20 protein-coding genes are annotated in these 22,320 nt (G+C 34.7%); 12 read left to right on the top strand and 8 right to left on the bottom strand.

Annotation, left to right across the window (positions count from 1 at the left end; all coding sequences use genetic code 11):
* Positions 1 to 11: 11 nt before the first annotated feature.
* The 3 genes from EZS29_RS13040 to EZS29_RS13030 all read right to left on the bottom strand — a co-directional run bounded on the left by EZS29_RS13040 (position 12) and on the right by EZS29_RS13030 (position 5,824).
* The gene (locus EZS29_RS13040) at positions 12 to 2,393 is read right to left on the bottom strand and encodes a hypothetical protein (protein WP_130611565.1); all 2,382 of its coding nucleotides are present in this window, start codon (positions 2,391 to 2,393) and stop codon (positions 12 to 14) included.
* Between the two features lie 196 nt (positions 2,394 to 2,589).
* A complete protein-coding gene (gene orn, locus EZS29_RS13035) occupies positions 2,590 to 3,105 on the bottom strand; it encodes an oligoribonuclease (RefSeq protein ID WP_130611562.1) in 516 nt (171 codons plus the stop codon).
* A 55-nt stretch (positions 3,106 to 3,160) separates the two neighbouring features.
* Complete coding sequence (locus EZS29_RS13030) at positions 3,161 to 5,824, bottom strand: valine--tRNA ligase (RefSeq protein WP_172603951.1); 2,664 nt, start codon at positions 5,822 to 5,824, stop codon at positions 3,161 to 3,163.
* Between the two features lie 170 nt (positions 5,825 to 5,994).
* Between EZS29_RS13030 and EZS29_RS13025 the strand changes: the two genes are divergently transcribed.
* The 3 genes from EZS29_RS13025 to EZS29_RS13015 all read left to right on the top strand — a co-directional run bounded on the left by EZS29_RS13025 (position 5,995) and on the right by EZS29_RS13015 (position 8,257).
* Positions 5,995 to 7,032, top strand: coding sequence for an MFS transporter (locus EZS29_RS13025; RefSeq protein WP_130611555.1), 1,038 nt, complete (start codon positions 5,995 to 5,997; stop codon positions 7,030 to 7,032).
* A gap of 337 nt (positions 7,033 to 7,369) precedes the next feature.
* The gene (locus EZS29_RS13020) at positions 7,370 to 7,831 is read left to right on the top strand and encodes a hypothetical protein (RefSeq protein WP_130611552.1); all 462 of its coding nucleotides are present in this window, start codon (positions 7,370 to 7,372) and stop codon (positions 7,829 to 7,831) included.
* Positions 7,832 to 7,843: 12 nt separating this feature from the next.
* The gene (locus EZS29_RS13015) at positions 7,844 to 8,257 is read left to right on the top strand and encodes a hypothetical protein (protein ID WP_130611549.1); all 414 of its coding nucleotides are present in this window, start codon (positions 7,844 to 7,846) and stop codon (positions 8,255 to 8,257) included.
* 252 nt (positions 8,258 to 8,509) lie between these two features.
* On the opposite strand, the gene EZS29_RS13010 is transcribed toward EZS29_RS13015, so the two are convergent.
* Complete coding sequence (locus EZS29_RS13010; RefSeq protein WP_130611546.1) at positions 8,510 to 8,863, bottom strand: HU family DNA-binding protein; 354 nt, start codon at positions 8,861 to 8,863, stop codon at positions 8,510 to 8,512.
* A 300-nt stretch (positions 8,864 to 9,163) separates the two neighbouring features.
* Between EZS29_RS13010 and eno the strand changes: the two genes are divergently transcribed.
* The 3 genes from eno to EZS29_RS12995 are packed head-to-tail and all read left to right on the top strand — an operon-like array spanning position 9,164 to position 11,952.
* A complete protein-coding gene (gene eno, locus EZS29_RS13005; protein ID WP_130611542.1) occupies positions 9,164 to 10,444 on the top strand; it encodes a phosphopyruvate hydratase in 1,281 nt (426 codons plus the stop codon).
* A 55-nt stretch (positions 10,445 to 10,499) separates the two neighbouring features.
* The gene (locus EZS29_RS13000; protein WP_130611538.1) at positions 10,500 to 10,769 is read left to right on the top strand and encodes a hypothetical protein; all 270 of its coding nucleotides are present in this window, start codon (positions 10,500 to 10,502) and stop codon (positions 10,767 to 10,769) included.
* 10 nt (positions 10,770 to 10,779) lie between these two features.
* Positions 10,780 to 11,952 carry an ATP-binding protein gene (locus EZS29_RS12995; RefSeq protein WP_130611535.1) on the top strand — a complete coding sequence of 391 codons (1,173 nt, stop codon included), beginning with the start codon at positions 10,780 to 10,782 and terminating at the stop codon, positions 11,950 to 11,952.
* Between the two features lies 1 nt (position 11,953).
* Here EZS29_RS12995 and EZS29_RS12990 read toward each other — a convergent pair whose 3' ends face one another.
* Genes EZS29_RS12990 through EZS29_RS12975 form a run of 4 tightly spaced genes read right to left on the bottom strand, consistent with a single transcriptional unit; the run spans position 11,954 to position 15,718 of the window.
* Positions 11,954 to 12,337 (bottom strand): DUF6165 family protein, encoded by a 384-nt coding sequence (locus EZS29_RS12990; protein WP_130611532.1) that lies wholly within the window; start codon positions 12,335 to 12,337, stop codon positions 11,954 to 11,956.
* Positions 12,338 to 12,356: 19 nt separating this feature from the next.
* Positions 12,357 to 13,211: an ABC transporter permease gene (locus EZS29_RS12985; protein WP_130611529.1), complete on the bottom strand. Its 855-nt coding sequence runs from the start codon at positions 13,209 to 13,211 to the stop codon at positions 12,357 to 12,359.
* On the bottom strand, positions 13,208 to 14,128 hold the full coding sequence (locus EZS29_RS12980) for an ABC transporter permease (RefSeq protein ID WP_130611526.1): 921 nt from the start codon (positions 14,126 to 14,128) through the stop codon (positions 13,208 to 13,210). The genes EZS29_RS12985 and EZS29_RS12980 overlap by 4 nt, the downstream gene beginning before the upstream one ends.
* Positions 14,129 to 14,137: 9 nt before the next feature.
* Positions 14,138 to 15,718 carry an ABC transporter substrate-binding protein gene (locus EZS29_RS12975; protein ID WP_130611523.1) on the bottom strand — a complete coding sequence of 527 codons (1,581 nt, stop codon included), beginning with the start codon at positions 15,716 to 15,718 and terminating at the stop codon, positions 14,138 to 14,140.
* Positions 15,719 to 15,905: 187 nt separating this feature from the next.
* Here EZS29_RS12975 and rpoZ point away from each other — a divergent pair, with 187 nt between their 5' ends.
* The 6 genes from rpoZ (at position 15,906) to EZS29_RS12945 (ending at position 22,208) form a co-directional block, all read left to right on the top strand.
* Positions 15,906 to 16,133, top strand: coding sequence for a DNA-directed RNA polymerase subunit omega (gene rpoZ, locus EZS29_RS12970; RefSeq protein ID WP_130611520.1), 228 nt, complete (start codon positions 15,906 to 15,908; stop codon positions 16,131 to 16,133).
* 100 nt (positions 16,134 to 16,233) lie between these two features.
* Positions 16,234 to 18,216 carry a methionine--tRNA ligase gene (gene metG / locus EZS29_RS12965; protein ID WP_130611517.1) on the top strand — a complete coding sequence of 661 codons (1,983 nt, stop codon included), beginning with the start codon at positions 16,234 to 16,236 and terminating at the stop codon, positions 18,214 to 18,216.
* Between the two features lie 49 nt (positions 18,217 to 18,265).
* The gene (locus EZS29_RS12960) at positions 18,266 to 19,105 is read left to right on the top strand and encodes a Cof-type HAD-IIB family hydrolase (protein ID WP_130611514.1); all 840 of its coding nucleotides are present in this window, start codon (positions 18,266 to 18,268) and stop codon (positions 19,103 to 19,105) included.
* Between the two features lie 6 nt (positions 19,106 to 19,111).
* Complete coding sequence (locus EZS29_RS12955; protein ID WP_130611511.1) at positions 19,112 to 20,017, top strand: class I SAM-dependent methyltransferase; 906 nt, start codon at positions 19,112 to 19,114, stop codon at positions 20,015 to 20,017.
* Positions 20,018 to 20,044: 27 nt separating this feature from the next.
* Complete coding sequence (locus EZS29_RS12950) at positions 20,045 to 21,802, top strand: proline--tRNA ligase (protein WP_130611508.1); 1,758 nt, start codon at positions 20,045 to 20,047, stop codon at positions 21,800 to 21,802.
* Between the two features lie 193 nt (positions 21,803 to 21,995).
* Positions 21,996 to 22,208 carry a hypothetical protein gene (locus EZS29_RS12945; protein WP_130611505.1) on the top strand — a complete coding sequence of 71 codons (213 nt, stop codon included), beginning with the start codon at positions 21,996 to 21,998 and terminating at the stop codon, positions 22,206 to 22,208.
* Positions 22,209 to 22,320 lie beyond the last annotated feature (112 nt).

Below are 22,320 nucleotides of genomic sequence, written 5' to 3'. Positions count from 1 at the left end.
TTAACTACCTATCAATCTTTATCTAAAATATGTTTTTTTACATAAGGGTCAGATAAAAATCGGATAATCGAGAAAACACCTTTATTTTCAATTGCAAGCAAGGCAAAATTGATTTTAAGGGTGTCATCTATTTCTGTATTCATTTCCGTGAGAAACTCCAAATACAAATCAAAGGTCTCAAGTTCTTTGGCAAGGGAAAATGTTTTTATAATGACTTTTGTATAATTATTTATGACATCATCAATATTTGTCTTAAAAAATGTCTTAGATTTTTTTTCTTCGAACTTTTGGATTGACTCGATCAAATTTAAAGAATCATTATGAATATTTTCTATCATATTTATAATACCTGATAGTTTATTTTTATACATATCAGATATATTATGCATGACTTCAGAAGGATCACTTGGCCGATTCTTTATAAAATAATCGTAGGCAGGAGACCATTTGTCTTTTGAATATTTTTTCTTAAATTCATCAAATTCAATTATGATTTCCCGCCAAATTGCTGCATGATTAGATGAAACAGCCCCTCCTAATTTAAGACTAAAAATATCTGTGATGATACCGAATGGATTTAAATATAAATAGTCCATAACAGAATTTTTAAAAAGATCTGTCCATTGCTTGGCAATGACATAATATATAGAACTCATTCCGATACGGGAAAAATATAAAGCACCCGCAAAATTGCTTACCCATTTTGTAATCGTTTGATATTTTGCATTGGCTTTGTTGGATTCTGATAAATAAAGAATGCCTTCAAGTGCTGAGGTTGTGAGCCAGACACCTAAATCTACGTTGTTCAAGTTTCCTGAAATTTGTGCAAATAAGGAATCTGTCGGAGTGATTTTTCCGGCAGTGCGTACACCAAACTTAATTCCTTCATTAAGTGAACCAAAGTTTCCTAGAACATCTTCCACTTGTTCATTTAAATCTTTTTTTAAGGATGCAGTGATAGAATTATTTTTAATAAATTCTTCATCGATCGATTCTGTTCTTAAGGATAATAAAATCACATCTTCAATTATACTTATATTCTTTGCATTTTTACCGCAAATTTTAGTGATAGATTTTTTTATAAATTCTCTTTGTAGTTTTTCATCTATATCAAGATTATTTTTAATAAATGACTTAACTTTCTCATTATTGCGAATAAGAAAAGCAGAATTAATATTCAAAGCTTTTAAAGAGCTGACTTGTAGGCGAAGAGTCTCTTCGAGGAGTTCCTTTTTTCTAAAATAACAAAGAGTTTTATAATATAATTTTTGTAAATTGGGTATAACATTTTGATATTTCTTTTCTTCAATAAAAAGATCTTTAGAGTATTTATCTGTTTCTTTTTTTAATTCGCAATAATATTTAAAAGCATTCGAAAAAAAGAAATTAAAATTTCCAACTTTTAAATTAACTTTTTTAAGCTCTGCTATAATAGAACCCATTTTTTTTATGTCGTTATTATTGACTGAGTCATTTAATCTTTTTTCAAATTTATGACTATCAAGTTTTCTGAAAGAATTTTGTCTAATTCCAACATTATAAATTCTTTTTACAAAATGAGAAAAATGATTCTTAGCTGCTCCAATTCCTGTGCCAATACCAGTTGTCCCAACTGTTGCTGCAAAAGTTCCACCCGAGATGGGTGGTAAGAGTATACCAAATATTATCCCGTGAAAGCCGACTATGGGTGACACAAATAATTTATAAATCTGCATATCATTCAATGTGCAATAATAATCTAATCTATCTGATACATTTTTTTTATTGCTTTCACGGGTTAAATCAGTGTTGAGCTCTCTTAAAGTTCGAATAATTTTTTCTTTATCGTATAAACCAGGTATAAGTTTGTACTTTTCTTTATGTAAATTAAATTCATTTTGATAAATTCTGACAAAATGCTCACCCTTCGAAGATATTTCCTTTTTAAAATAATGTTCACCTTCCGATAGTTTTGCCTTTTCATCTATGGGTTTGAAATACCCTTCTATCGACTGTTTCAATGAATTATATTCTGTATAGTATAATAAATTTGATAATTTCTCATTTCCTATAAAATCTTGCCAATTTTGTTTTGAATTATAGGGCTGTGAGGGGTTAATTTTTTGTGCAAGATAAGCTTTGTTATTATAATTATGGAATATATCGAGTATATGTTTAAAAACTTCTTTGTTGTTAATTTTCTGTGGTGTTTTAACTATACTAAAATAAGATAAACAAGTTAAGAAAGCAGAGGTGGAATTGACTAAAGGTTTATAATAGCTATTAAACTTTTCAAGAGTTAAAGAAATATTTTCAGTGTAAAACTCCTCTTTTTCTTTTGTATAAATTTTATCTTCAGCCAATATTTCATTAATTTCTTTTTCTTTTGTAATCTTATAAGAAGGTATTAGCATAACAAAGCTCCGATTTTTAATAAAATGAATATTAAAAAAATAGTTCATTTCATAATCTGTGCATGCAATTTTTATACCAAAATAGTTACATTATTAATTTATTAAAAATATTCAGTTTTTTTCAGGAAACATTAATAAAAATTTTTTAAAAAAAGATTGCAAAACAAATCTCCACTTTTGCAAGAGGAGATTGTAATTAAATATTCACGAATTGTAAATAGAACTTGAGTTCTTCAATGGATTCAATAATATCCTCTAAAGCTCTATGTTTATGTTTTTTATCATATTTTTTATTAAAAATATTTTCATAGACAATTTTAAAACTTGAAACATCGAGCATTCTATAGTGCAAACTTTTAGCAAGATCGGGCATCCATTGATCAATAAATTTACGATCTTGACCAATTGTGTTGCCAGCAAGAATAATTTTTTCTTGAGGGGAATATTCTTGAATAAGTGCGATAATGTCTTGTTCAACCTCTTTTTCAGGTTTGCCGTGCGGCACTTTGGCAGTGAGGCCGCTTTTCCCATGATGTTCTGTGCACCAACTGTCCATCCCTTTCAAAATGTCTTCATTCTGATGAACGACGCTGATATATTCTTTAACAACATGAAAAGATAAATCCGTAATTACTAGTGCAACTTCTAAAATGCGCTCTTTTGTGTGATCGAGTCCTGACATTTCCATATCAAGCCAATATAAATATTTCATCTGTAAAATTCATCCAAGAAAAAAAGATAAAAGAGAGCTCAATGCTCTCTTTATTTTAAAGCGCTTTCAAAGAGTCTTGCAACATCTCAAGCTCTTTTTGATTGGATTCAAGTTGTTTTTTAGCTCCGTCAAGAATATGAGCGGGAGCGCCCTTCACAAATTCTTGATTGCTGAGCCTACGCTCAATTCCAGTAATAGTAGCTGAAACTTTTTCAATTTTTTTCAAAAGCCTGTCACGTTCTGCGGATTTATCGACAAGACCTTCAAGGCTGACAAAGATTTCAGAGCCATTGATGAGAGCTGGAGCGCAGAAACCTTGTTGCTCACTTTCAAAATAAAACTTAGCTTTTGCCAGAGCTTCCATTTGTGGGATAAGATTGCCAAAGCGAGTGTGTGAATCACGCATATAAACGGATAAATCTGTTCCTGGGTGAATGTTGAATTTACCGCGAATTGTCCTGACTGCGCCTACAACACCTTGCACTTCTCGCATATATTGGATTGAATTTGCATCGATCATGTCTGTTTTTGGTTCAGGCAGTTTTTCGAAGCCAATGGTTTTTCCTTGGCGGCTTGGGTTTAATTGTTGCCAAATTTCTTCGGTTATAAAAGGCATAATTGGGTGTAATAATCTTAAAACACCATCAAAAATTTGGAAAGCAAGGGTGATGGTCTCCCGTGCAAGTTCTTTATTTGCTTCGTCGCTTATGCGTGGTTTCATAAGCTCAACAAACCAGTCACAATATATCATCCAGACAAATTCATACATGGAACTTGTGTATTGGGAGAATTCATAACGAGCAATATTCTCATGAGTTTTGCTGACAACATGGAAGAACTCGCTGGTAATCCAGCCCATAATTGTGTCATTTGAGCGAAGTTTTAAATCATCAAATGAGATTTGTGCTGGATCGATGTCGAGTTTCACTGCGTTCATCGTAAGGAAACGGGTTGCATTCCAAACTTTATTTGCAAATGTTTTCCCTAAATCACAGCATTCATCGCTCCAAAAAATATCTTGACCTGTTACGATCTGATTTACGAGTGAGAAACGCATAGCGTCGGTGCCATATTTTTGCATAACGCCAGAAACATCCGGTGAGTTTCCGAGCGATTTACTCATTTTTCGACCAACAGAGTCGCGCACAATTGGAGTAAAGTAACAGTGCTTAAAGGGCGTTTCACCCATAAAATATTCACCAGCCATCACCATTCTAGCAATCCAAAAAAAGATAATATCAGCAGCTGTGACTATAACTTCTGTGGGATAATAGTAGGTGAGGTCTTTCTTTTCTTCGGAGTTTGGATGTGCCCAGTTGTGCACTGCAAATGTCCAAAGCCATGAGCTTGCCCAAGTGTCGAGGACATCGTCTTCTTGCTGCAAGACTTTGTTTCCACACTTTTCGCACTGGGCGGGTGCGCTCTCTTCGCAGTGAATATGCTTACAGCTTTGACAAGTGTAAATGGGGAGGCGGTGTCCCCACCAAAGTTGGCGAGAAATACACCAGTCTTGAATATTTGTGAGCCAATGTTCCCAGGTTTTTTCTTGGTGAGCTGGAATGAGCTTGAGCTTGCCAGAACGGGTGGCATTCAAAGTCATTTCTGCCAGTTTATCCATTTTTATGTACCATTGTTCACTTAGATAGTATTCAATGGGCACATTTCCTCGTTCTGAAATACCCACGACAAGTTTATGCGGAGTGATTTTGTCGAGTAAACCAATGGAGTCGAGTTCGGCAATGAGTTTTTTGCGCGCCACATAGCGATCGAGCCCACGATATTCTGTAGGAACGTTGTCATTTAAGGTAGCATTTGGATGCATAATATTAAGAAGACCGAGTTTGTGGCGTTTGCCCACTTCAAAGTCATTCATGTCGTGCGCAGGCGTGATTTTTACGATCCCCGTGCCGAATTCTTTTTCAACATAGTGGTCTGCAATAACTGGTATAGAACGGTTGCACACAGGAACGATAACATTTTTACCGATTAAATGCGCATAACGTTCATCGCTTGGATGGACAGCAACGGCTAAATCGCCAAATAAAGTCTCAGGACGGGTGGTTGCAACCACAATACTTTGTTTAGGATTGTCTTCTACTACGTAACGAATGTGCCAAAGTGAACCACTGCGTTCTTCTGGCAAAACTTCTTCGTCCGAAATAACCGATTGACTAACGGGGCACCAGTTCACTAAGCGTTGACTTTTGTAAATAAGTCCGTCTTTATAAAGTTTAACTATGGCTTTAATTACGCCGGATGAGTATTTGTCATCCATTGTAAAGGTATTGCGTGACCAATCGCAGCTTATGCCAAGGGTGTTTAAACTGTCGATAATGCGTCCACCGTATTTTTCTTTCCATTCAAAAGCATGTTTTAAAAATGCTTCGCGGCCAATTTCTCGTTTAGAAATTCCTTGATCGGCGAGTAATTTCGTGACTTTTGCTTCGGTTGCAATACTTGCGTGATCTGTGCCTGGGATCCAGCAGGTTTCAAAACCTTTGGCTCTGTGCCAACGGATAAGAATGTCCTGCAAGGTGAACATCATATGCCCCATGGTGAGGTCGCCCGTGACGTTTGGCGGGGGCATAGTGATCGTGTAAGGTTTTTTATTAGGGTTTCTTACCGATTTGTAAAAATTATTTTTTTTCCAATAATCACGGAGCTTTGACTCGGTCTGTGCGGGGTCAAAGGCTTTACCAAAAGCATCAAATTCTGTCACGGGGCACTCCTTTTGCTCAAAAACACCTGCTTTTTCTATCATTTAAATTTCTCAGGCACAACAAACAATCTGTGGGTGGAATTGTGGATAAATTGTGTATTACGGAATGAGTGTGATAAGGAATTGCTATGAACGTTAATATTCTATAATTCCAGACATATTAGGTAAGTATGAAGCATAAAATAGCAGAGGATAAAAAAGATTTATTGTTAATTATTATGATATCCGTTGGGGTCATTGCTGGGGTTATGAGCTCATCCATGATCAACTTAGTCATGGATAAAATATCAGTCACTTTTCTAACAAGTCTTTCAACCTCATTTTGGCGAAATGCAATATTTTTTTCATTCTTTAGCATTTCACTTTTGTTTTTCGGGAAGGTTGTAGACCGAAATCCAGCAAAAAAAATGTATTTAATTGGCATAGGCATGTTTATTTTATCGTGTGTTTTTAGCTTAATATCAATTCTATTAAAATCTTTTTATTTTTTTCTTGTTACGCAAGCATTGCAAGGAATTGCAGATGCTATCATTGTTTCTGCGCAAATGAAGCTTATTAGAATTATTTTTCCCGAAAATAAAATAGGTTGGGCGTTTGGTATTTTTGCAGCAACCCTTTCGTCATCGACCCTTATTTCCCCGGTTGTGGGTGCTTTTATAACAAGATATTCACATTGGTCTTTTATATTTGTCTTTCAATTCGTTCTTGCATTTTTTGCGTTTATCTTAGGTTTTAAATATATCGATGAAGTTAAAGAAATAAACAATTTGAAAAAAGATAGAGAATTTTTCTCCTTATTCGGAATTTTCCCTGAGGAAATATTTAAAAACAAGAAGTATATTTTTTCGTGTCTAAGGATCTTCTTGTTGCTGGCAAAGCCAAACTCATTTTTATTAATTTTACTAGCCTATATTGTTTTAGGAATGACTGGGGCTATCTCAATGGCTGCTTCCAATAAAGTTGCTATGCTCAGTGTAAAAAAAGATCATACGGGTCAGTGTATGGGCTTTTTTCAATTTTTACAGTTTTCATCGGGAGCGGTTGCCGCAAGTTTTATTTCACTTATGAGTCATAGAGATGGATCGATGAATTATTCTAATTGGCAATTTATTTTATATTTTATAATTTTAATATATATCGGAACTTTTATTTTTTCATATTTTAACAGAGAAAATTTTAAAGTCAGTCAAGATAATCTTGAATTTTAAACTAAGTAGCATCTAATATTCCACTAATAAATTTGGCTCAAAAAAAATGAGTGGATTTATTATCAATCTCGAAATTTCTAAAAGGATTTTTTGAAATGGATTTTTTTCTGTTTTTTATTTTGGAATATAAAATATTATCGATTCTATAAGCACTTCTGTTATTATTTTTTAGTTATGGATACTAATAAAAAAAATTGATAATCTGTAGAATTGACAATGTAAACATACTATAAAATTTTAAAAGAGGTTGATATATTTCTATGTATATCCATTTAAATTCTCTTAATTAAAATATGAATTTATTTCTTTGTAATAGCTTTGTTAAAAAGGTGAATTAATGAGAATTTTAAGTGTTTTTGCTGTTGTGTTAGAATTAGGCATGGTTTCTGAAGTCTATTCTGATAATAAAGACTATAAAATGTATGGTGAAGAGAGAGATTTTTATATAATTTGTACAAATAAAAATAATCAAAAAAATTTTTATTACCCTAAAGATAAAAATAATGAATATTTAATGATTAAAGGGGTGCAATTATACTCAGCAATAAAATATAATGATAATACTGAAAAAAGTTTAATTGAGGTAAAAAATGAAGAATACAAAAAATTTAAAATAACTTGTAAAAGCGATTACTTCATTCAGCCTGTTAAACCGAATCAAGAAAGTGTGTTTTATTTTGCTGTAAAGAAAAAGGACAGTTACATTTTAATAGATGGGAGCAGAACAATTGATTACAAAAATATAGAAGAAATGACGAGTTTGGAATATACAAGATATGGAGATAGTTATTATCATTAGAAAGCGACAAATATGAAAAAAATTTATAGTTTAATTTTTGTGATTAATTTTTTTGGCACTATGAATATTCAAGGAAAAGAAGTAGAAAATATATTGAATAAAAGTGACGAAAATTACTATATAAAGTGTACAAACATTGAAAATAAAAAAAATTACTATTTATTAAGATATCCTAACAATATTTATCCAAGGGTAAAGGGGTTTTTGGTGAAAATAAATGATAAAAATATCTTAATTATTTCTAAAAACTATCTAGAAAATTTAGGAATTGGTTGCGCAAAAGGCTTTTTTCATCAGCCACTAAAAGTGGCGGATGATACTGTTTATTATTTCGCCTCCTTTTGGAATGAGCAGTTATATATTAATGATCCATCAGCAAAAAATAAGGATGATAGTAATTTAAATAGTTTTATAAGATTTGGTTGATTCATGATGATTATATACGTATTATATAACAGGATTTTATAATTAGAAAATAAGAAATTTATTTTCTAATTATTTTTAATGACAAAAAAATGGTAAAACTATATTAAAACAAGAAAATGATACTAATAAGAAACTTAAAAGTGATGCTCAGACTAATTATTCTTATATAAGATATGGCTGAATTCAAAAAAAACTAAAAGTCAGAAAAAAAGCAACTGACTTTTAGTTTTATAAAAATTAGCTTTTGCGTGGTTATTTTTTCTTTTTAACCGCAGCAGCAGCAGGTTTTTTAGCTTTAGCAGACGCACGAGAACCAGTAACTTGTTCTTTCAATGATTTTGCAGCGCGGAAAGCGATTTTCTTAGAAGCAGGAATTTTGATTTCTTCACCCGTTTGTGGATTGCGTCCCATGCGTGGTGCGCGCTCCTTAACTTGAAGAATACCAATTTTGTCTATGCGAAGTTTCTTACCAGAAGCAACTTCACTTTCTACTGTGTTGAGAAAATCTGCAATCACTTCCTTAGTTATTTTCTTTGGAAGTTGATCAAATTTAGCAGCAACATTTGCAATCATTTGACTCGTTGAAACAGTCTCTGGCTTAGCCATAGGGAACGCCTCCTTTGTGAGAAATATCAGAAGCAAAAATGCCTAACCCATTTTTTTGCGTCAAACTTGACGGATAGTTATTTCAAAATGGTAGATCTGCATGCTCCTGTTACTTAAATACAGGTAATTGACTGCTCAAGTCAATAGCCAAATAGAAAAAATGTAATAAAGCTAGCGTATAATCGGCACAACCCAATCTCAATTTGCAGAACTATTGATGAGTCAATAAATTTGTAGCATAACAGAGGGAAGAATGGGCAGAACATTTTGCCTGTTTTTTTATCAAAAAAAGGAGAAACTATGTCACTCATCGATTCCATTCGTGCACGTCAAGTGCTTGATTCTAGAGGAAATCCAACTGTCGAAGTCGAAGTTTTAACTGCAGAAGGTTATGTCGGACGCGCATCTGTTCCATCTGGCGCAAGCACAGGTGAGCATGAAGCTTGTGAATTACGCGATGGAGACAAAGCAATTTATTTAGGAAAAAGCGTTTTAAAAGCAGTTGATAATGTAGATCAATACATCGCACCTCGTTTAGAAGGTGTGGTTGAAGTTTCCGATCAAGTTGCAATAGATGATCTTTTAATTGAAATTGATGGTACTGAAAATAAATCAAAATTAGGAGCAAACGCAATTTTAGCTGTATCAATGGCATGCGCTCGCGCTGCGGCAGAAGAAGTGGGCTTGCCTTTGTATCGTTATCTAGGCGGCACTTTTGCTAAAACTATTCCTGTTCCACTTATGAATGTGATTAACGGCGGCGCACATGCAGATAATAATCTTGATTTCCAAGAGTTTATGCTTGTTCCACACGGTTTTTCTAACTTTTCCGACGCACTGCGTGCAGGAGTTGAAGTTTTTCACACACTCAAAAAAGTATTAACTGAAAAGAAACTTGCAACGACTGTGGGTGATGAAGGTGGTTTTGCACCAAACTTAGGGAGCAATGAAGAAGCTCTTCAATTACTTGTTTCTGCAATTGAAAAATCGGGTTATAAAATTGGGAGTCAAATTAGTTTTGCACTCGACGTTGCGGCAAGTTCTTTTTTCAAAGATGGGAAATACCATTTAGCTGCTGAAGGATCTCAAAAAACATCTGTAGAAATGGTTGATATTTATGAAAAACTATGCAATAAATACCCAATTGTAAGTATTGAAGATGGTCTCGATGAAAATGATTGGGAAGGTTGGAAATTATTGACTGAACGCGTTGGCAACAAAGTTCAGTTGGTAGGTGATGATCTATTTGTTACAAATCATAAACTTTTGCAAAAAGGTATTGAAAGAGGAACTGCGAACTCCATTCTGATTAAATTAAATCAAATCGGAACAGTGACAGAGACTCTAAAAACGATTGAACTTGCTAAAACAAATGGTTACACAACAATTATCTCGCACCGCAGCGGTGAAACAGAAGATACATTTATTGCGGATTTAGCAGTCGCAACAAACTCTGGACAAATAAAAACAGGAAGCGCATCGAGAACAGATCGTATTGCAAAATACAATCAACTCATTCGTATAGAAGAAGAATTGGGAACTACGGCTGGATTTTCATGGAAAATGGGTCGCTGCCTTTAATCAATAAGGAAGTCTGATGCTCGTTGTGTATGAGTGAGCATCGGATATCAAAAATATGACATCGATTTCAAAAAGCTTTCCAACTGAGTACTCCATGTTGGTGCATTTGTTTCTCGATTTAAGAGGAAGAGGATTGTCCCTCTCTTCTGCTGATCTCGATATTTTAAAATCTTGGGAAGATGCTGGCTTAAAACCAGAATTTATTGCACAGGTTATGTTTGAGTATGCTGAAGAATGTAAGCACAAAGCAAGACCATTTCCCTCAACTTTAGTTCCTTTGTCTCGGCGGGTGCATACAGTTTTAATCAAATCAACAGAATTTTAGAGAGTTAAAAATGAGTTCGAGCAGATCGTTTGAAGAAATTTTTTCTTCCTTACAAAATTTAATTGAATTGAGAGAAAGTGAAGAGGGTGCCTCTGTCACTCTTATGCCAAAATGTCTTTGCGGTAAGAGCGATTATTTTATGCCACAAGCCAAAGACCTTGAGGAAGAATTAGACGAGAGTCACGAAGAACAAGATGACAGCGAACCTATATATATCGAGCGATCTGCAAACAAATTTCGTTTTGCTGTTTGTCCTGCCTGCAACCCCCGTTTGCAATGTCGTCTTTGCGAAGGGACTGGGCACAGGGTATTAAAAGAAGTGCATGTCTTTGAAACGGACGACGGTGAATTTGAGCATTCTATCGAAAATATCAGTCCGAACACATGTGCTTGCACTCATACAGAAAGAATTGTTGAATTATTAAATCAAGCAGAAATTCCTTGTAAATATATGGAAGCAGATTTTCAATCTTTTCGTTTTGAGCATTTAAATGATTTTCAACGTAAGAAAATGAACGAAAATATTCATAAAATGGAAAGTTTTTGTGACAGTTCTGCTGCCATAATTAAAGGTGGCAAAGCGAGTAATCATAAATATTTTATGACATTAACTGGCCCTGTAGGATCTGGAAAAACATTGCTTGCAACAGCCTCACTCAAAAATCTTATCATGAATCACAATTTGACGGGGCGATTTGTTGAATTTCAATTTTTATTAAATCAATTAAAAGCAGAGTATGAACAGAAAAGATCAGGCTTTTCTATTCTGAAGCATTTGATAGAAGTTGATATATTAATTATTGATGAGTTTGGTAAGGGACGCAACGAAAATGAGTGGCAATTAGAAAAACTTGATGACCTTATTAATTCTCGTTACAACGCAAAAAAAATCACGATTATAACGACAAATTATTTGCCGCAAAATTTTAAGTATGATGAAAAAGAAATTCCGCTTACTACTCATAAACCTAAGAGCAATTATTGGAGTCCAAGCGGAAAACCAGATGCTTTAACGGGAAATATTCCTGTAAATGAATCATTTTGGACACAAACTATGCTTGAACGGGTAGGTGCTAGAATGTATGAGCGAATTTTAGAAGTTTCAGAATTTATCGATTTTTTGAATATTCCAAGTTATCGAAAGCTAATGGGGAAAAACTTTCTAGATTTATATAATAAATAATTTAATATTTATTATAACTTTTCTCTTCAACTAAAGAACTTCCAGACTGTAAATTGATTTTCTTTTTGATGTCCGCTCTTTTGTCGTTCGTAAAATACACAGCGCGGGCAAGACGAATAAACTCTTCATCGAATTCTTTTGCGCGTTCTTTATCGCGAATCTGATCTTCAATATCCCACAGTTCTTCGTTGTGTTTTTTCAAGGTATGAACAAGATCGTCTTGGATATTGATCTTGTTTTTTTGGCAGACATCAATTAATAATTGAAGCTCTTTATTAATATTTACAAGTTTTTCTGAGTCTTTAATTTGTGCTGACTTGATTTGGAGAATCGTAATTTTATCTAAAAGCTCACCAATTGAAATAGGTGTAAAAATTTCATTCATTCATAGTTTCCTTTGATTTTTACATGCGCCCTGCGCCGATACTTTTTGGATCAAACGTCAATCGTAGAGTTTCGCCAATAAAGTTTAGGCTTGCAACAACTGAAAATAAGGCTATTGCAGGGAAAAAAGCAAGTGTTGGATTGGTCGTTAAATAGTCCCGTGCTGAGTTTAAAAGCCCTCCCCAACTCACGTGTGATTGGCTGACGCCTAGACCTAAGAAACTCAGGCCCGCTTCAGCAATAATGACTCCAGCAAGTGAGAATGTTGCTTGTACGGCTAAGGGTGAAATCGTATTTGGAAAAATATGCTTGAACATGACACGTGTCGGAGAGGCTCCCAGCGATTGGGCAGCAACAACAAATTCACGTTCTTTAAAGGATAAGAACTGTCCCCGTACTACCCGTGCATAACTTACCCAGCCTGTTAAGCTCAAAGCTATAACAACGTTCAGCAGGCCGCCTCCAAAAAAAGCCATGATAGCAATAGGTAGTACCATGGGGGGAAAAGCAAGAAGAATATCGATAAAACGAGAAATCAGAATATCGATTTTCCCACCAAAAAAACCTGCGATTGCTCCCAGCGGAATACCAACAAATAGGCTCATACTGACGGTAAATAGACTTACTATTAAAGAAGTCGAAGCGCCATTCATAATGAGCAAGCCGACGCTTTGGCCATTTCCATCAACCCCTAGCCAGAATTTAGCAGATGGATTTGCGAGTCTATCTTGCAGAACTATGGGAATATTTGCAAAATAAGGGATTATAATTGGGAAGAAAGCTATCATAATCCAAAATAAAAGAATAAATGCTGATACAATTGCAAATTTATCACGACTTAAAATTTTAAAAAACCGGAAGACAAAGTCTTTCATGAAAAACGGACCCTCGGATCAAAAATGCGGTAAAGAATATCTACAATAAGGTTACAAATGACATATATAGTAGCCATAACAATAACGCATCCTGAGACGACATTATATTCTCGTTGTTGAACAGCCTCAACGACGAGACTGCCTAATCCAGGCCAATTAAATATTTGCTCAGTAATAACAGCCCCGCTCAGAAGAACTCCAAGTTGCATTCCTAAAATTGTGAGAGTTGGAAGAAATGCATTACGCAAAGCATGTTTAGTTAAAACTTGAAAGGCAGAAAGACCTTTGCTTTTTGCTGTGCGAATATAATCTTCTTGAAGGACATCGACTATTCCGCTGCGGATCATGCGACTTGAAAAAGCTGCGAGGGATGCGCCGAGAGTGATAGCAGGTAAAACAAATGAAGATGCCCCTTCATTGCCTAGCAATGGAAATATTTCAAGTTTAACAGAGAAAATCCACATTAAAATGGGACCGATGATAAAACTAGGAGCCGATATTGCAAGTAAAGAAACGATAGCTGATGTTTTATCGGCAAATTTGCCAGCTTTAGCAGCGCTTATCATGCCAAAAAAAGTTGCCAATAAAAGAGAAAAAATAAATGAAACGGATGCTAATTGCATTGTTTGCCATAGTCTAGGGAGAATGATCTCCATTACAGGAGTAAAATCATGATAACTTTTTCCTAAATCACCTTGGATTAAATTAATAATAAAATAGTAATACTGTTTCCATAAAGGTAAATCTAACCCAAAACGAGTCAGCCATTCAGCTTTATCAATTTCAGATGCGTCCGCTCCTAATATACTATCTGCTGGGCTTCCTGGAATCATTCTTTGCAGAAAAAAAATAATTGTTGAAATTCCCCATAAAACAAATAGCAATTGTAAGAAACGTTGGAAAAGGACTTTTAACATATTAATTCTTCAATTTTTTGTTACGTTGACGATTGACCAGTACCTACCGTCTGCGTAAAGTTTATAACCTTCTATATTTTTTCCAGTCACAGCTATATTTAAACTATGCCATAAGTAAACATAAGGCAATTCAGCTGAGAGTAATTGCTGTGCTTGATCGTATATTATTTTTCTTTTTTCTGGATTAATTTCCTCACGTCCTTCTTGTAAAAGATCATCTATATTTGGATTAGAATATGCGCCACGATTCCCACCAGCAGGTGCAACCATGTTGGTGGCAAAAACAAAGCGTAAGTGATCGGGATCTTTAAAACCAACCCAAGGAGAGATCCAAACACTGGCCACACCTTTTTTTAATTGGTCTAAAAATACACTGTTTTCTAGCATTTCGACTGATGGTTGAAAACCTACATCTTTTAAATTTGCGGCTATTGCTTTTGCAATTTCAACAGTTGATTTATTGCTACTTGATACTTTTATGGCAAAAGCAATAGGATCTTGAATGTTTGCTTCTTTTAACAGGGTTTTTGCTCTTTGTGGATCAAATTGAACTTCTGGAAGAGAACTGTCATAATAAAAATTATTAGCAGGGAACATTCCTTTTGCTAAAGTACCTTGCCCCTGTAAGCGGAATTGCAATAAACTTTTTCGATCAATAGCATAAGCAATCGCTTGTCTTACTTTTAAATTACTAAAAATAGGGTCACGAAAATTAAAAGCTAGATATGTTGTTGCTAACTTTGGGGCGCTCAGAATCTGGAATTTATCATTCATTGATTTTTGAATAAGTGCGACTTTGTCTGGATCAATAGCATTTTGTGCAAGATCAATATCCCCTTTTATGAGTGCTGCATACCGTGTCCCACTATCTGAAATAATTTTAAAATTAAGATTTTCCATTTTTGGCTTTTCAGCAAAATTATAATTTTCATTGCGGGAGAGAAGCCAGCTGGTTGCGTCCGCTTTTTTCAAAATATAGGGACCACTTTCATAGCCTAGATTATCAATCTTATTGGGACCTGCTGTTAATATTGCTTCTTTTGGCAGGATACCTATGACAAGGTTATTTAAAAAGGAGGCATCGGGATCCTTTAACTCTATTAGAATCTCATATGGAGTTTTAGCCTTAAAAACCGTGACGCTATTAAATGCTGCTTTTCTTGGGCTTGGTGGAAAGCTTTTTTCTGGATTCATTATGGCATTATAGGTAGCTACAACATCTTCAGCAGAAAGATTTGAACCATTGCTGAACTTGATATCTTTTTTGATTTTTATAAGCCAAGACTTATTTGTGATAGGTATAATTTCATCCACTAAAAAGTTCTGCAGTTTGCCATTTTCATCAAAACCTATCAGGGGCAAAAACCTTAAATTTTCAATATATTGACTATTTGGATCGCTACCAATCAAACGAGGATCACCTGATTGTATTTTAGAATCGAAGGCTACATAGAGAGTGCTTTTCTTCTCTTTGACATTATTTAAATCATTCCCATTACTTGAATTTTGAGCCTGATAAATGGCAAAAGCCACAGCAGATATTGAAACAATTGAAATTATTATTCTTTTGGTAGTAAAACGCGAGTCCATTTATTTTCTCCTAGAGCGCTTTTAACGCTTAAATCTTTCGTCCATATGATGTTAGGAAAACTGAGCCAAAATTCCAACCTCTAAAATAAAAACGTGTTGACGCATGCTTGAGCTATTGCTACAAAGAAAGGATCGCTGCTTGTGCAGTATCTTCACTCACCTTTTGCTCTTTTTTAAAGGAAGCAACATGGCTCGTATTTCAGTTCAAGATTGCCTCGATCAAATTCCAAACCGCTTTGTTGTTGTTATGCTGGCGGCTCGTCGTATGCGTCAACTTCAAAAGGGAAGTGATGCTCTTGTTGAATGCAAAAATAAAGAAGCAGTAACCGCTTTGCGTGAAATTGCTGCTGGAAAAGTCGGCATTAAAAATGCCGAGATTGTTCCTGGACTCAGACTACCAGGTCGTATTAAATAAGAACATTTTTTTTCCTGTTTAGGCATGAGATTTACGTTAAACTGGATACTGTATTCCATGCGGTGTCCAGTTTTTTATTTTGAATTGAAAGAGAGCAGAAATGACAGATAGTTATAAATATTTTACAACTCCAATTTATTATGCAAATGGAACTCCTCATGCAGGACATGTTTATGCCACTATTTTAGCAAGCACATTAAAGACTCATTATGAACAGCGTGGAGCAAAAGTTAAATTTTTAACAGGACTAGATGAGCATGGAGAAGCTGTAGAGACAAAAGCAAAAGAATTAAATAAATCTCCCCAACAGTTAGTCGATGAAATGGCTGTTTTATGGAAAAAAGAATTCGCGCGATTTGAGATAAATAATGATATCTTTATAAGAACAACCGATAAAGAGCATATTAAAAATGTGCAAAATATTTTGAATTATTGTTATAAAAAAGGGGATATTTATTTTGGTGAACATGAAGGTTATTATTGTTATAAATGTGAAGGTTATTTAACTAATACTGAAAGAGATGAAAATAATAATTGCCTTGTCCACAAAATTCCAGCTGAACTTAGAAAAGAAAAAAATTATTTCTTTAAAACTTCAAAATATCGTGAACAATTAAAAGATTTGATTGCGAAAGGACATATTACTCGTCAAGAAAGATACATCAATGAACTTTTGGGCATGCTGGAAAACTTAGACACCGATCTCAGTATTTCTCGTCCCAAATCTCGTTTATCTTGGGGCGTAGAGCTGCCTTTTGATCCTGAGCATGTCGCCTATGTCTGGTTCGATGCATTGCCGAACTATGTAACAGGTATTGGAGGAATCGAAAAAGCGCATTCGAGTGAATATTGGCAAAATGCACATCATATTTTAGGAAAAGATATCTTAAAGTTTCATGGGATATTTTGGCCTGCAATGTGTCTATCGCTCGATATCCCTTTACCAAAATTACTTATTACAGGGTGGATTCTCCAAGACTCGCATAAAATGTCAAAGAGTTTAGGGAACGGAATTAATGTGGAACAAATATTGCATTATGGTCGTGATACTTTTGTGAATTATTTTTTTAGGGCAATAAATCCCGGTGAAGATATTGAGTTTTCTTGGAAATCCTATTTTGAAAGATACAATTCCGATTTAGCAAATGGAATTGGCAATCTTTTATCAAGAACATTGACAATGGTGGAAAAGTATTTTGCAAATAAAATCCCAAAATTTGCCCACAATTTATTAATAGAAGAGCAAAAAGAAATTGGAATTGCCTGCAAAAATGCAGTAAAGAATGTACAAATTGCATTTGATGAATTTAGAATTGCCGATGCATTAAATGAAATTTGGTCGCTTATTTCGCTCACAGACAAACACATTGCCCAGCAAAAACCTTGGGATATTGCAAAAAAAAATGAAGCTGAAAGTCAACTACAATTAGCAAATATCATTGCATCGAGTGTTGCAGTTTTGCGTGTCGCAGGTTATTTAGCTTATCCATTTTTCCCTAAGAAAATGCATGAGCTGTTACAAAGTATAGGTGAGGACACTTCGGATCTCAGTCACTCTTATGCGAGAGCGCAAGAGTTTTTTGCCATTCAAAGTGAATATAGTTTGAAAGAAATACCTAAACTCTATGCCCGCCTTGACATTGCAGCAGAAATACTAAAAATGAAACCTGCAAATGAAACTGCAAGTGCGAAAACTGAGACAAAGAAAATTATTAAAGTAGAAAATAAAAAAGAAGTAACAGTAGAAAATTCAAATACTATTTCTATTCAGGATTTTGCTAAAGTACAAATGCACGTTGGCACCGTTTTAAGTGCTGAATATGTAGAAGGATCAGATAAATTATTAAGACTCGTTGTTTCTTTAGGCACTCTTGGTGAAAGACAAATCTTTTCTGGAATTAGAGAATGGGTTAAACCTGAAGAAATTGCCAATCGTAAAGTGATTATTGTCAGCAATCTCGCTCCAAGGAAAATGAAGTTTGGTATGAGTGAAGGAATGATGCTTGCTACAGACACAGCAGACGGTAAAGTGAGTCCGATTTATCTACCAGAAAATCTTAAAGAAGGTGCTTTGTTAACTTAAATTATAGCTTCTATAAAAATTATTTCTTTGTGCATCAATAGGGGAATCTATGAGTTTTGGATATAAAGCAATTTTTGTTGATTTAGATGGAACTTTATTAAATTCGAAAAAAGAAATATCACAAAAGAATTTAGATTGTCTCAATGCATTTATTGAACAAGGAATTCACGTTGTTATTGCAACTGGTAGAACAATTAAATCGGTTAATAAAGTTACAGAAAAACTGAATTTAAATACACCGATTATTACTTTAAATGGAAGTGATATTAAAAAAAGCAGAGATGGCTATTCAATGTCCCTCACTTATCTTGAAAATAAATATCGCAATCTTATTTTTGATAGATGCAAAATGATTTTAAATGGTAATGCACAATATAGTATACAAAATTTATTAGTCGATACTTCAAGAGGATTCTATTGTCTATATCCAAATGCAATTGATGTCGATGAATTTACTTCGCATTATGATAGCGAAGTTCTTGAACTGGATTTAGAAAATCCGCCCGATGAACAAGTTATTAGCTTTTTAATTCTCTTGACTCCAGAGAGCAACCGTGAAGCTTTTTTAAGAGATCAAGATGAATATTTTATGTCTAGAATTCAATTTTGTACTTTCAATGGTTGGCCTTGGATTGAAGTCGGGGCTTCGAATGCAAACAAAGGAACAGCAATGACGTTGGTTTGTGAACATTTAGGAATTGAACCTAAGGATGTGATTGCTTTTGGGGATGGGCAGAATGATGCAGAAATGCTTAAATCTGCAGGCCTTGGTGTGGCAATGGGAAATGCTGATCAATATGCTTTGCAATGTGCAAAGGCAAAAACTGTTTCTAATGATGCAGATGGTGTTGCTGTCTTCTTAGAACGCTTATACAATGTGAGTAAATAATATTAAATGACTTTAGAATTACAGCCAGAAAACTTCTCTATTCGTGCGCAAAAGTGGTGGACACCCGAAAAAATTAAAAAGTTAATGGGAGAGAAGAACTATACTATCACTCCACTCAATGCACCTCAATTGTTGCGTTCGCTTGGACTTTTAAACTCCGATGCTTCTATGTCTCCGGACAGTGTAAAGAAGTTTATTCAAATAAATCATATGTTCAATTTGCTTGAAGAGCATTTTGCAGAACTTATTAAGCGACATAAAGTTGTGCGCATTCTCGATGCTGGCTGTGGAAAATCTTATCTTACTTTTTTATTGGCTTGGTGTTTTAAAGAAAAATGGAATCACACAGCCGAAATTATTGGTGTGGATACAAACACAAAAATAATAAATGATTGTAAGCAGAGAGCACAAAATTTAGGTTTTGCAGATGTTTTAAAATTTGAAACAGCTTCATTATTTACCTATAAATGGACGCATGAAAAAAGACCCAATGCGGTGATAGCATTGCATGCGTGTGACACGGCAACAGATATGGCGCTAGCTCTCGCGATTAAAGAAAAAGCTGATTTTATTGCAGTTGCTCCTTGTTGCCAAGCAGAGCTTGCGCGGAAGTGGAAAGAAAATAAAATATCTCATCCACTCACTCCCGTTTTTAATACCCCACAGGTGAGAAGGGAGATCGCTGCACAGTTTACGGATATGTTTCGTATCAGTTTAACGCGGGCAAATGGCTATGAAGTGACTGCAACAGAGTTTGTTCCTTCTACGCATACGCCTAAAAATAGACTGTTGACGTGTATTCGCAGAGGTAACAATTTAGAGACTGCTGAAAAAGAATTTGCATCAATGAAAGATCATCTTGGTGGAGCTACTATTCTTTTAGAAGAATTGCTACAAAAGGAAAGCATCTAAATAATAAAGATAATTGGAGATCATAAAATGCGTATGTCAAAATTGGTTGGTAAAACGGTAAAAGAATCACCACGTGATGCCGAAATTCCAAGTCATAAATTTATGTTAAGAGCAGGTTATATGCGCCAGTATTCGGCTGGGATTTATGGTCTTCTCCCCCTTGCAATGAGGAGCGTCGCAAAAATTGAAAAAATCTGTCGTGAAGAAATGAATGCTATAGAAGGTCAAGAAGTGCGTATGCCTTGTTCTGCAACAAAAGAACTTTGGGATGAAACAGGCCGCTATCAAACCTTCGGCAAAGACATGATTCGGTTTCAGGATCGCAATGAAAAACAAATGGTCTTGAATCCAACCCACGAAGAGCCAGTTGTTTATTTAGCGCGCACAGAAATTACAAGTTATAGACAACTTCCATTGATGATGTACCAGATTCAATCCAAATTCCGTGATGAGCCTCGGCCACGTGGAGGTTTGGTGCGTTTGCGCGAATTTACCATGAAAGATGCATATAGTTTCCATGCAACAGAAGAAGATCTCAAAGAATATTATGACAGAGCACATGCGGCTTATATACGTTTTTATAAGCGTACAGGGTGCAAAAATTTTGTCAGTGTTATGTCTGATAACGGTGTCTTTGGTGGAAAATATTCTCATGAGTTTCAAATGCTCGTGCCAACAGGCGAAGATAAACTTATTTCTTGTTTGCATTGTAAAACAAGTTCGAATGAAGAAATTGCTACTTCCCCATTTATTATTAAAAAGAATAATCTCGAAAAACTTGAAAAGGTTCACACACCAAACCAAAAAACGATTGATGGTTTAAGTAAATTTTTACAGATAAATCCTGATCAAACTGCAAAAGCAGTTATTTTCCAAACACTCTCAGGGACACCTGTTGTTTCATTTGTGCGTGGAGATCTCGATGTTATCAGTGCAAAAGTTCGTAATTTAGTCAAATCAGAAGTCGTGCCTGCGACACATGAAAATCTTGTAAAAGCTGGTGCGGTTGCTGGAAGCACAGGGCCCATAGGGCTCAATCTGCACAACTGTTACGTTATTTTAGACCACACAGTTGTTAAGAGTACGAATTTAGTAACAGGTGCGAATGAAAAAGATTATCATTATACAAATTTTAATGCAGAAAGAGATTTTCTTTCAACTGTAAAAGAATTTGAAAAAGAAAAAGTGATTATTGGAGATATTGCTGCAGCACGCGCAGGTGATCCTTGTGAAGTATGCGAAAATCCTTTGCAAGAAACACGTGGAATTGAAATCGGTAATATATTTCACTTAGGCACTAAATATACCAAAGATATGGAATGTACTTTTCTCGATCAAAACGGAAAAAAGCAATACCCAATAATGGGATGCTATGGGATTGGCATAACACGTCTTCTCCCAGCTATTATTGAAGAAAGTCATGATGACCGAGGGCCTATTTTACCATTGCCAATTGCTCCCTATGAAATACATTTGTGTGCACTCAATCGGAAAGAAGCGATTGTGAACGAAGAATCTGAAAAACTCTATAAATCTCTCACAAGCTTAGGCTACGAAGTGTTATTTGATGACAGAGACGAAAAACCGGGTTCACAATTTGCCGATGCCGATCTCATTGGGATTCCTTATAGAATTATTATATCGCCTAAAACGCTTGCTGAAGGTTGTGTAGAGTTAAAGTACAGAGACAATCGGATGGAAGCAAGGAAAGTTAAAGTTTTAGAAATAATTGATATTTTAAAATCTGAAATAGATAACGAATATAAAAATTATAATATTAGATAATTAAATTTTAGCGAGTTTATTTTTTAAAAGAGGAAGGTTTTCTTTCTCCAAAATTTAAGAATAAAATAACTCATTAGAAAAAATATATTTTTCATTTTATTTTTCGTTAAATTTACATAAAATTTTAAAATATGTTTCCTTTTCTATTTCTAAAAAAAATCTTGATAGTCCAAATTATATTCATGGACCCGCTATGGCAGCTCTTATAGGATCTCGTCTCTATTTTGATGGAAAAAGTTATAAATTACTATCAAATAACCAATACTGGCCAGAAGCTTATAGGCAGAGAACAAAAGTGAGTAAAGAAAATGATCCAGTCATTCGTGTTGCTGCACTTACATATGAGAAGGGAGTCCCAAATATTTATCATTCACATTTATTTAGGGGCAGTCCATATAGCCGTTGAACCTAAAGAAGCTATTAAGTGATCAATCTAGTCACTTTAATTTTTATATAATTATAGAGATAATAGCGAAATAAATATACTGCTGGTTAGGATAAATATCATAATTTAAAAT

Origin of the sequence: Fluviispira sanaruensis (genome assembly GCF_004295685.1) — a bacterium.
Taxonomy (GTDB): Bacteria; Bdellovibrionota_B; Oligoflexia; order Silvanigrellales; family Silvanigrellaceae; genus Silvanigrella; species Silvanigrella sanaruensis.
Note: the sequence above shows the minus strand (reverse complement) of the source record. Positions and strands in the feature narration are given on the sequence as shown.

What these genes read in the sequence shown, in the direction of transcription:
- EZS29_RS12990 (WP_130611532.1), bottom strand. Translation starts at nt 12,337, where the DNA reads ATGAATGAAATTTTTACACCTATTTCAATTGGTGAGCTTTTAGATAAA.
- rpoZ (WP_130611520.1), top strand. Translation starts at nt 15,906, where the DNA reads ATGGCTCGTATTTCAGTTCAAGATTGCCTCGATCAAATTCCAAACCGC.
- EZS29_RS13020 (WP_130611552.1), top strand. Translation starts at nt 7,370, where the DNA reads ATGAGAATTTTAAGTGTTTTTGCTGTTGTGTTAGAATTAGGCATGGTT.
- orn (WP_130611562.1), bottom strand. Translation starts at nt 3,105, where the DNA reads ATGAAATATTTATATTGGCTTGATATGGAAATGTCAGGACTCGATCAC.
- EZS29_RS13010 (WP_130611546.1), bottom strand. Translation starts at nt 8,863, where the DNA reads ATGGCTAAGCCAGAGACTGTTTCAACGAGTCAAATGATTGCAAATGTT.
- EZS29_RS12985 (WP_130611529.1), bottom strand. Translation starts at nt 13,211, where the DNA reads ATGAAAGACTTTGTCTTCCGGTTTTTTAAAATTTTAAGTCGTGATAAA.
- EZS29_RS12945 (WP_130611505.1), top strand. Translation starts at nt 21,996, where the DNA reads ATGGCAGCTCTTATAGGATCTCGTCTCTATTTTGATGGAAAAAGTTAT.
- EZS29_RS13015 (WP_130611549.1), top strand. Translation starts at nt 7,844, where the DNA reads ATGAAAAAAATTTATAGTTTAATTTTTGTGATTAATTTTTTTGGCACT.
- EZS29_RS12950 (WP_130611508.1), top strand. Translation starts at nt 20,045, where the DNA reads ATGCGTATGTCAAAATTGGTTGGTAAAACGGTAAAAGAATCACCACGT.
- EZS29_RS12995 (WP_130611535.1), top strand. Translation starts at nt 10,780, where the DNA reads ATGAGTTCGAGCAGATCGTTTGAAGAAATTTTTTCTTCCTTACAAAAT.
- EZS29_RS13025 (WP_130611555.1), top strand. Translation starts at nt 5,995, where the DNA reads ATGAAGCATAAAATAGCAGAGGATAAAAAAGATTTATTGTTAATTATT.
- EZS29_RS13040 (WP_130611565.1), bottom strand. Translation starts at nt 2,393, where the DNA reads ATGCTAATACCTTCTTATAAGATTACAAAAGAAAAAGAAATTAATGAA.
- eno (WP_130611542.1), top strand. Translation starts at nt 9,164, where the DNA reads ATGTCACTCATCGATTCCATTCGTGCACGTCAAGTGCTTGATTCTAGA.
- EZS29_RS12955 (WP_130611511.1), top strand. Translation starts at nt 19,112, where the DNA reads ATGACTTTAGAATTACAGCCAGAAAACTTCTCTATTCGTGCGCAAAAG.
- metG (WP_130611517.1), top strand. Translation starts at nt 16,234, where the DNA reads ATGACAGATAGTTATAAATATTTTACAACTCCAATTTATTATGCAAAT.
- EZS29_RS12975 (WP_130611523.1), bottom strand. Translation starts at nt 15,718, where the DNA reads ATGGACTCGCGTTTTACTACCAAAAGAATAATAATTTCAATTGTTTCA.
- EZS29_RS12960 (WP_130611514.1), top strand. Translation starts at nt 18,266, where the DNA reads ATGAGTTTTGGATATAAAGCAATTTTTGTTGATTTAGATGGAACTTTA.
- EZS29_RS12980 (WP_130611526.1), bottom strand. Translation starts at nt 14,128, where the DNA reads ATGTTAAAAGTCCTTTTCCAACGTTTCTTACAATTGCTATTTGTTTTA.
- EZS29_RS13000 (WP_130611538.1), top strand. Translation starts at nt 10,500, where the DNA reads ATGACATCGATTTCAAAAAGCTTTCCAACTGAGTACTCCATGTTGGTG.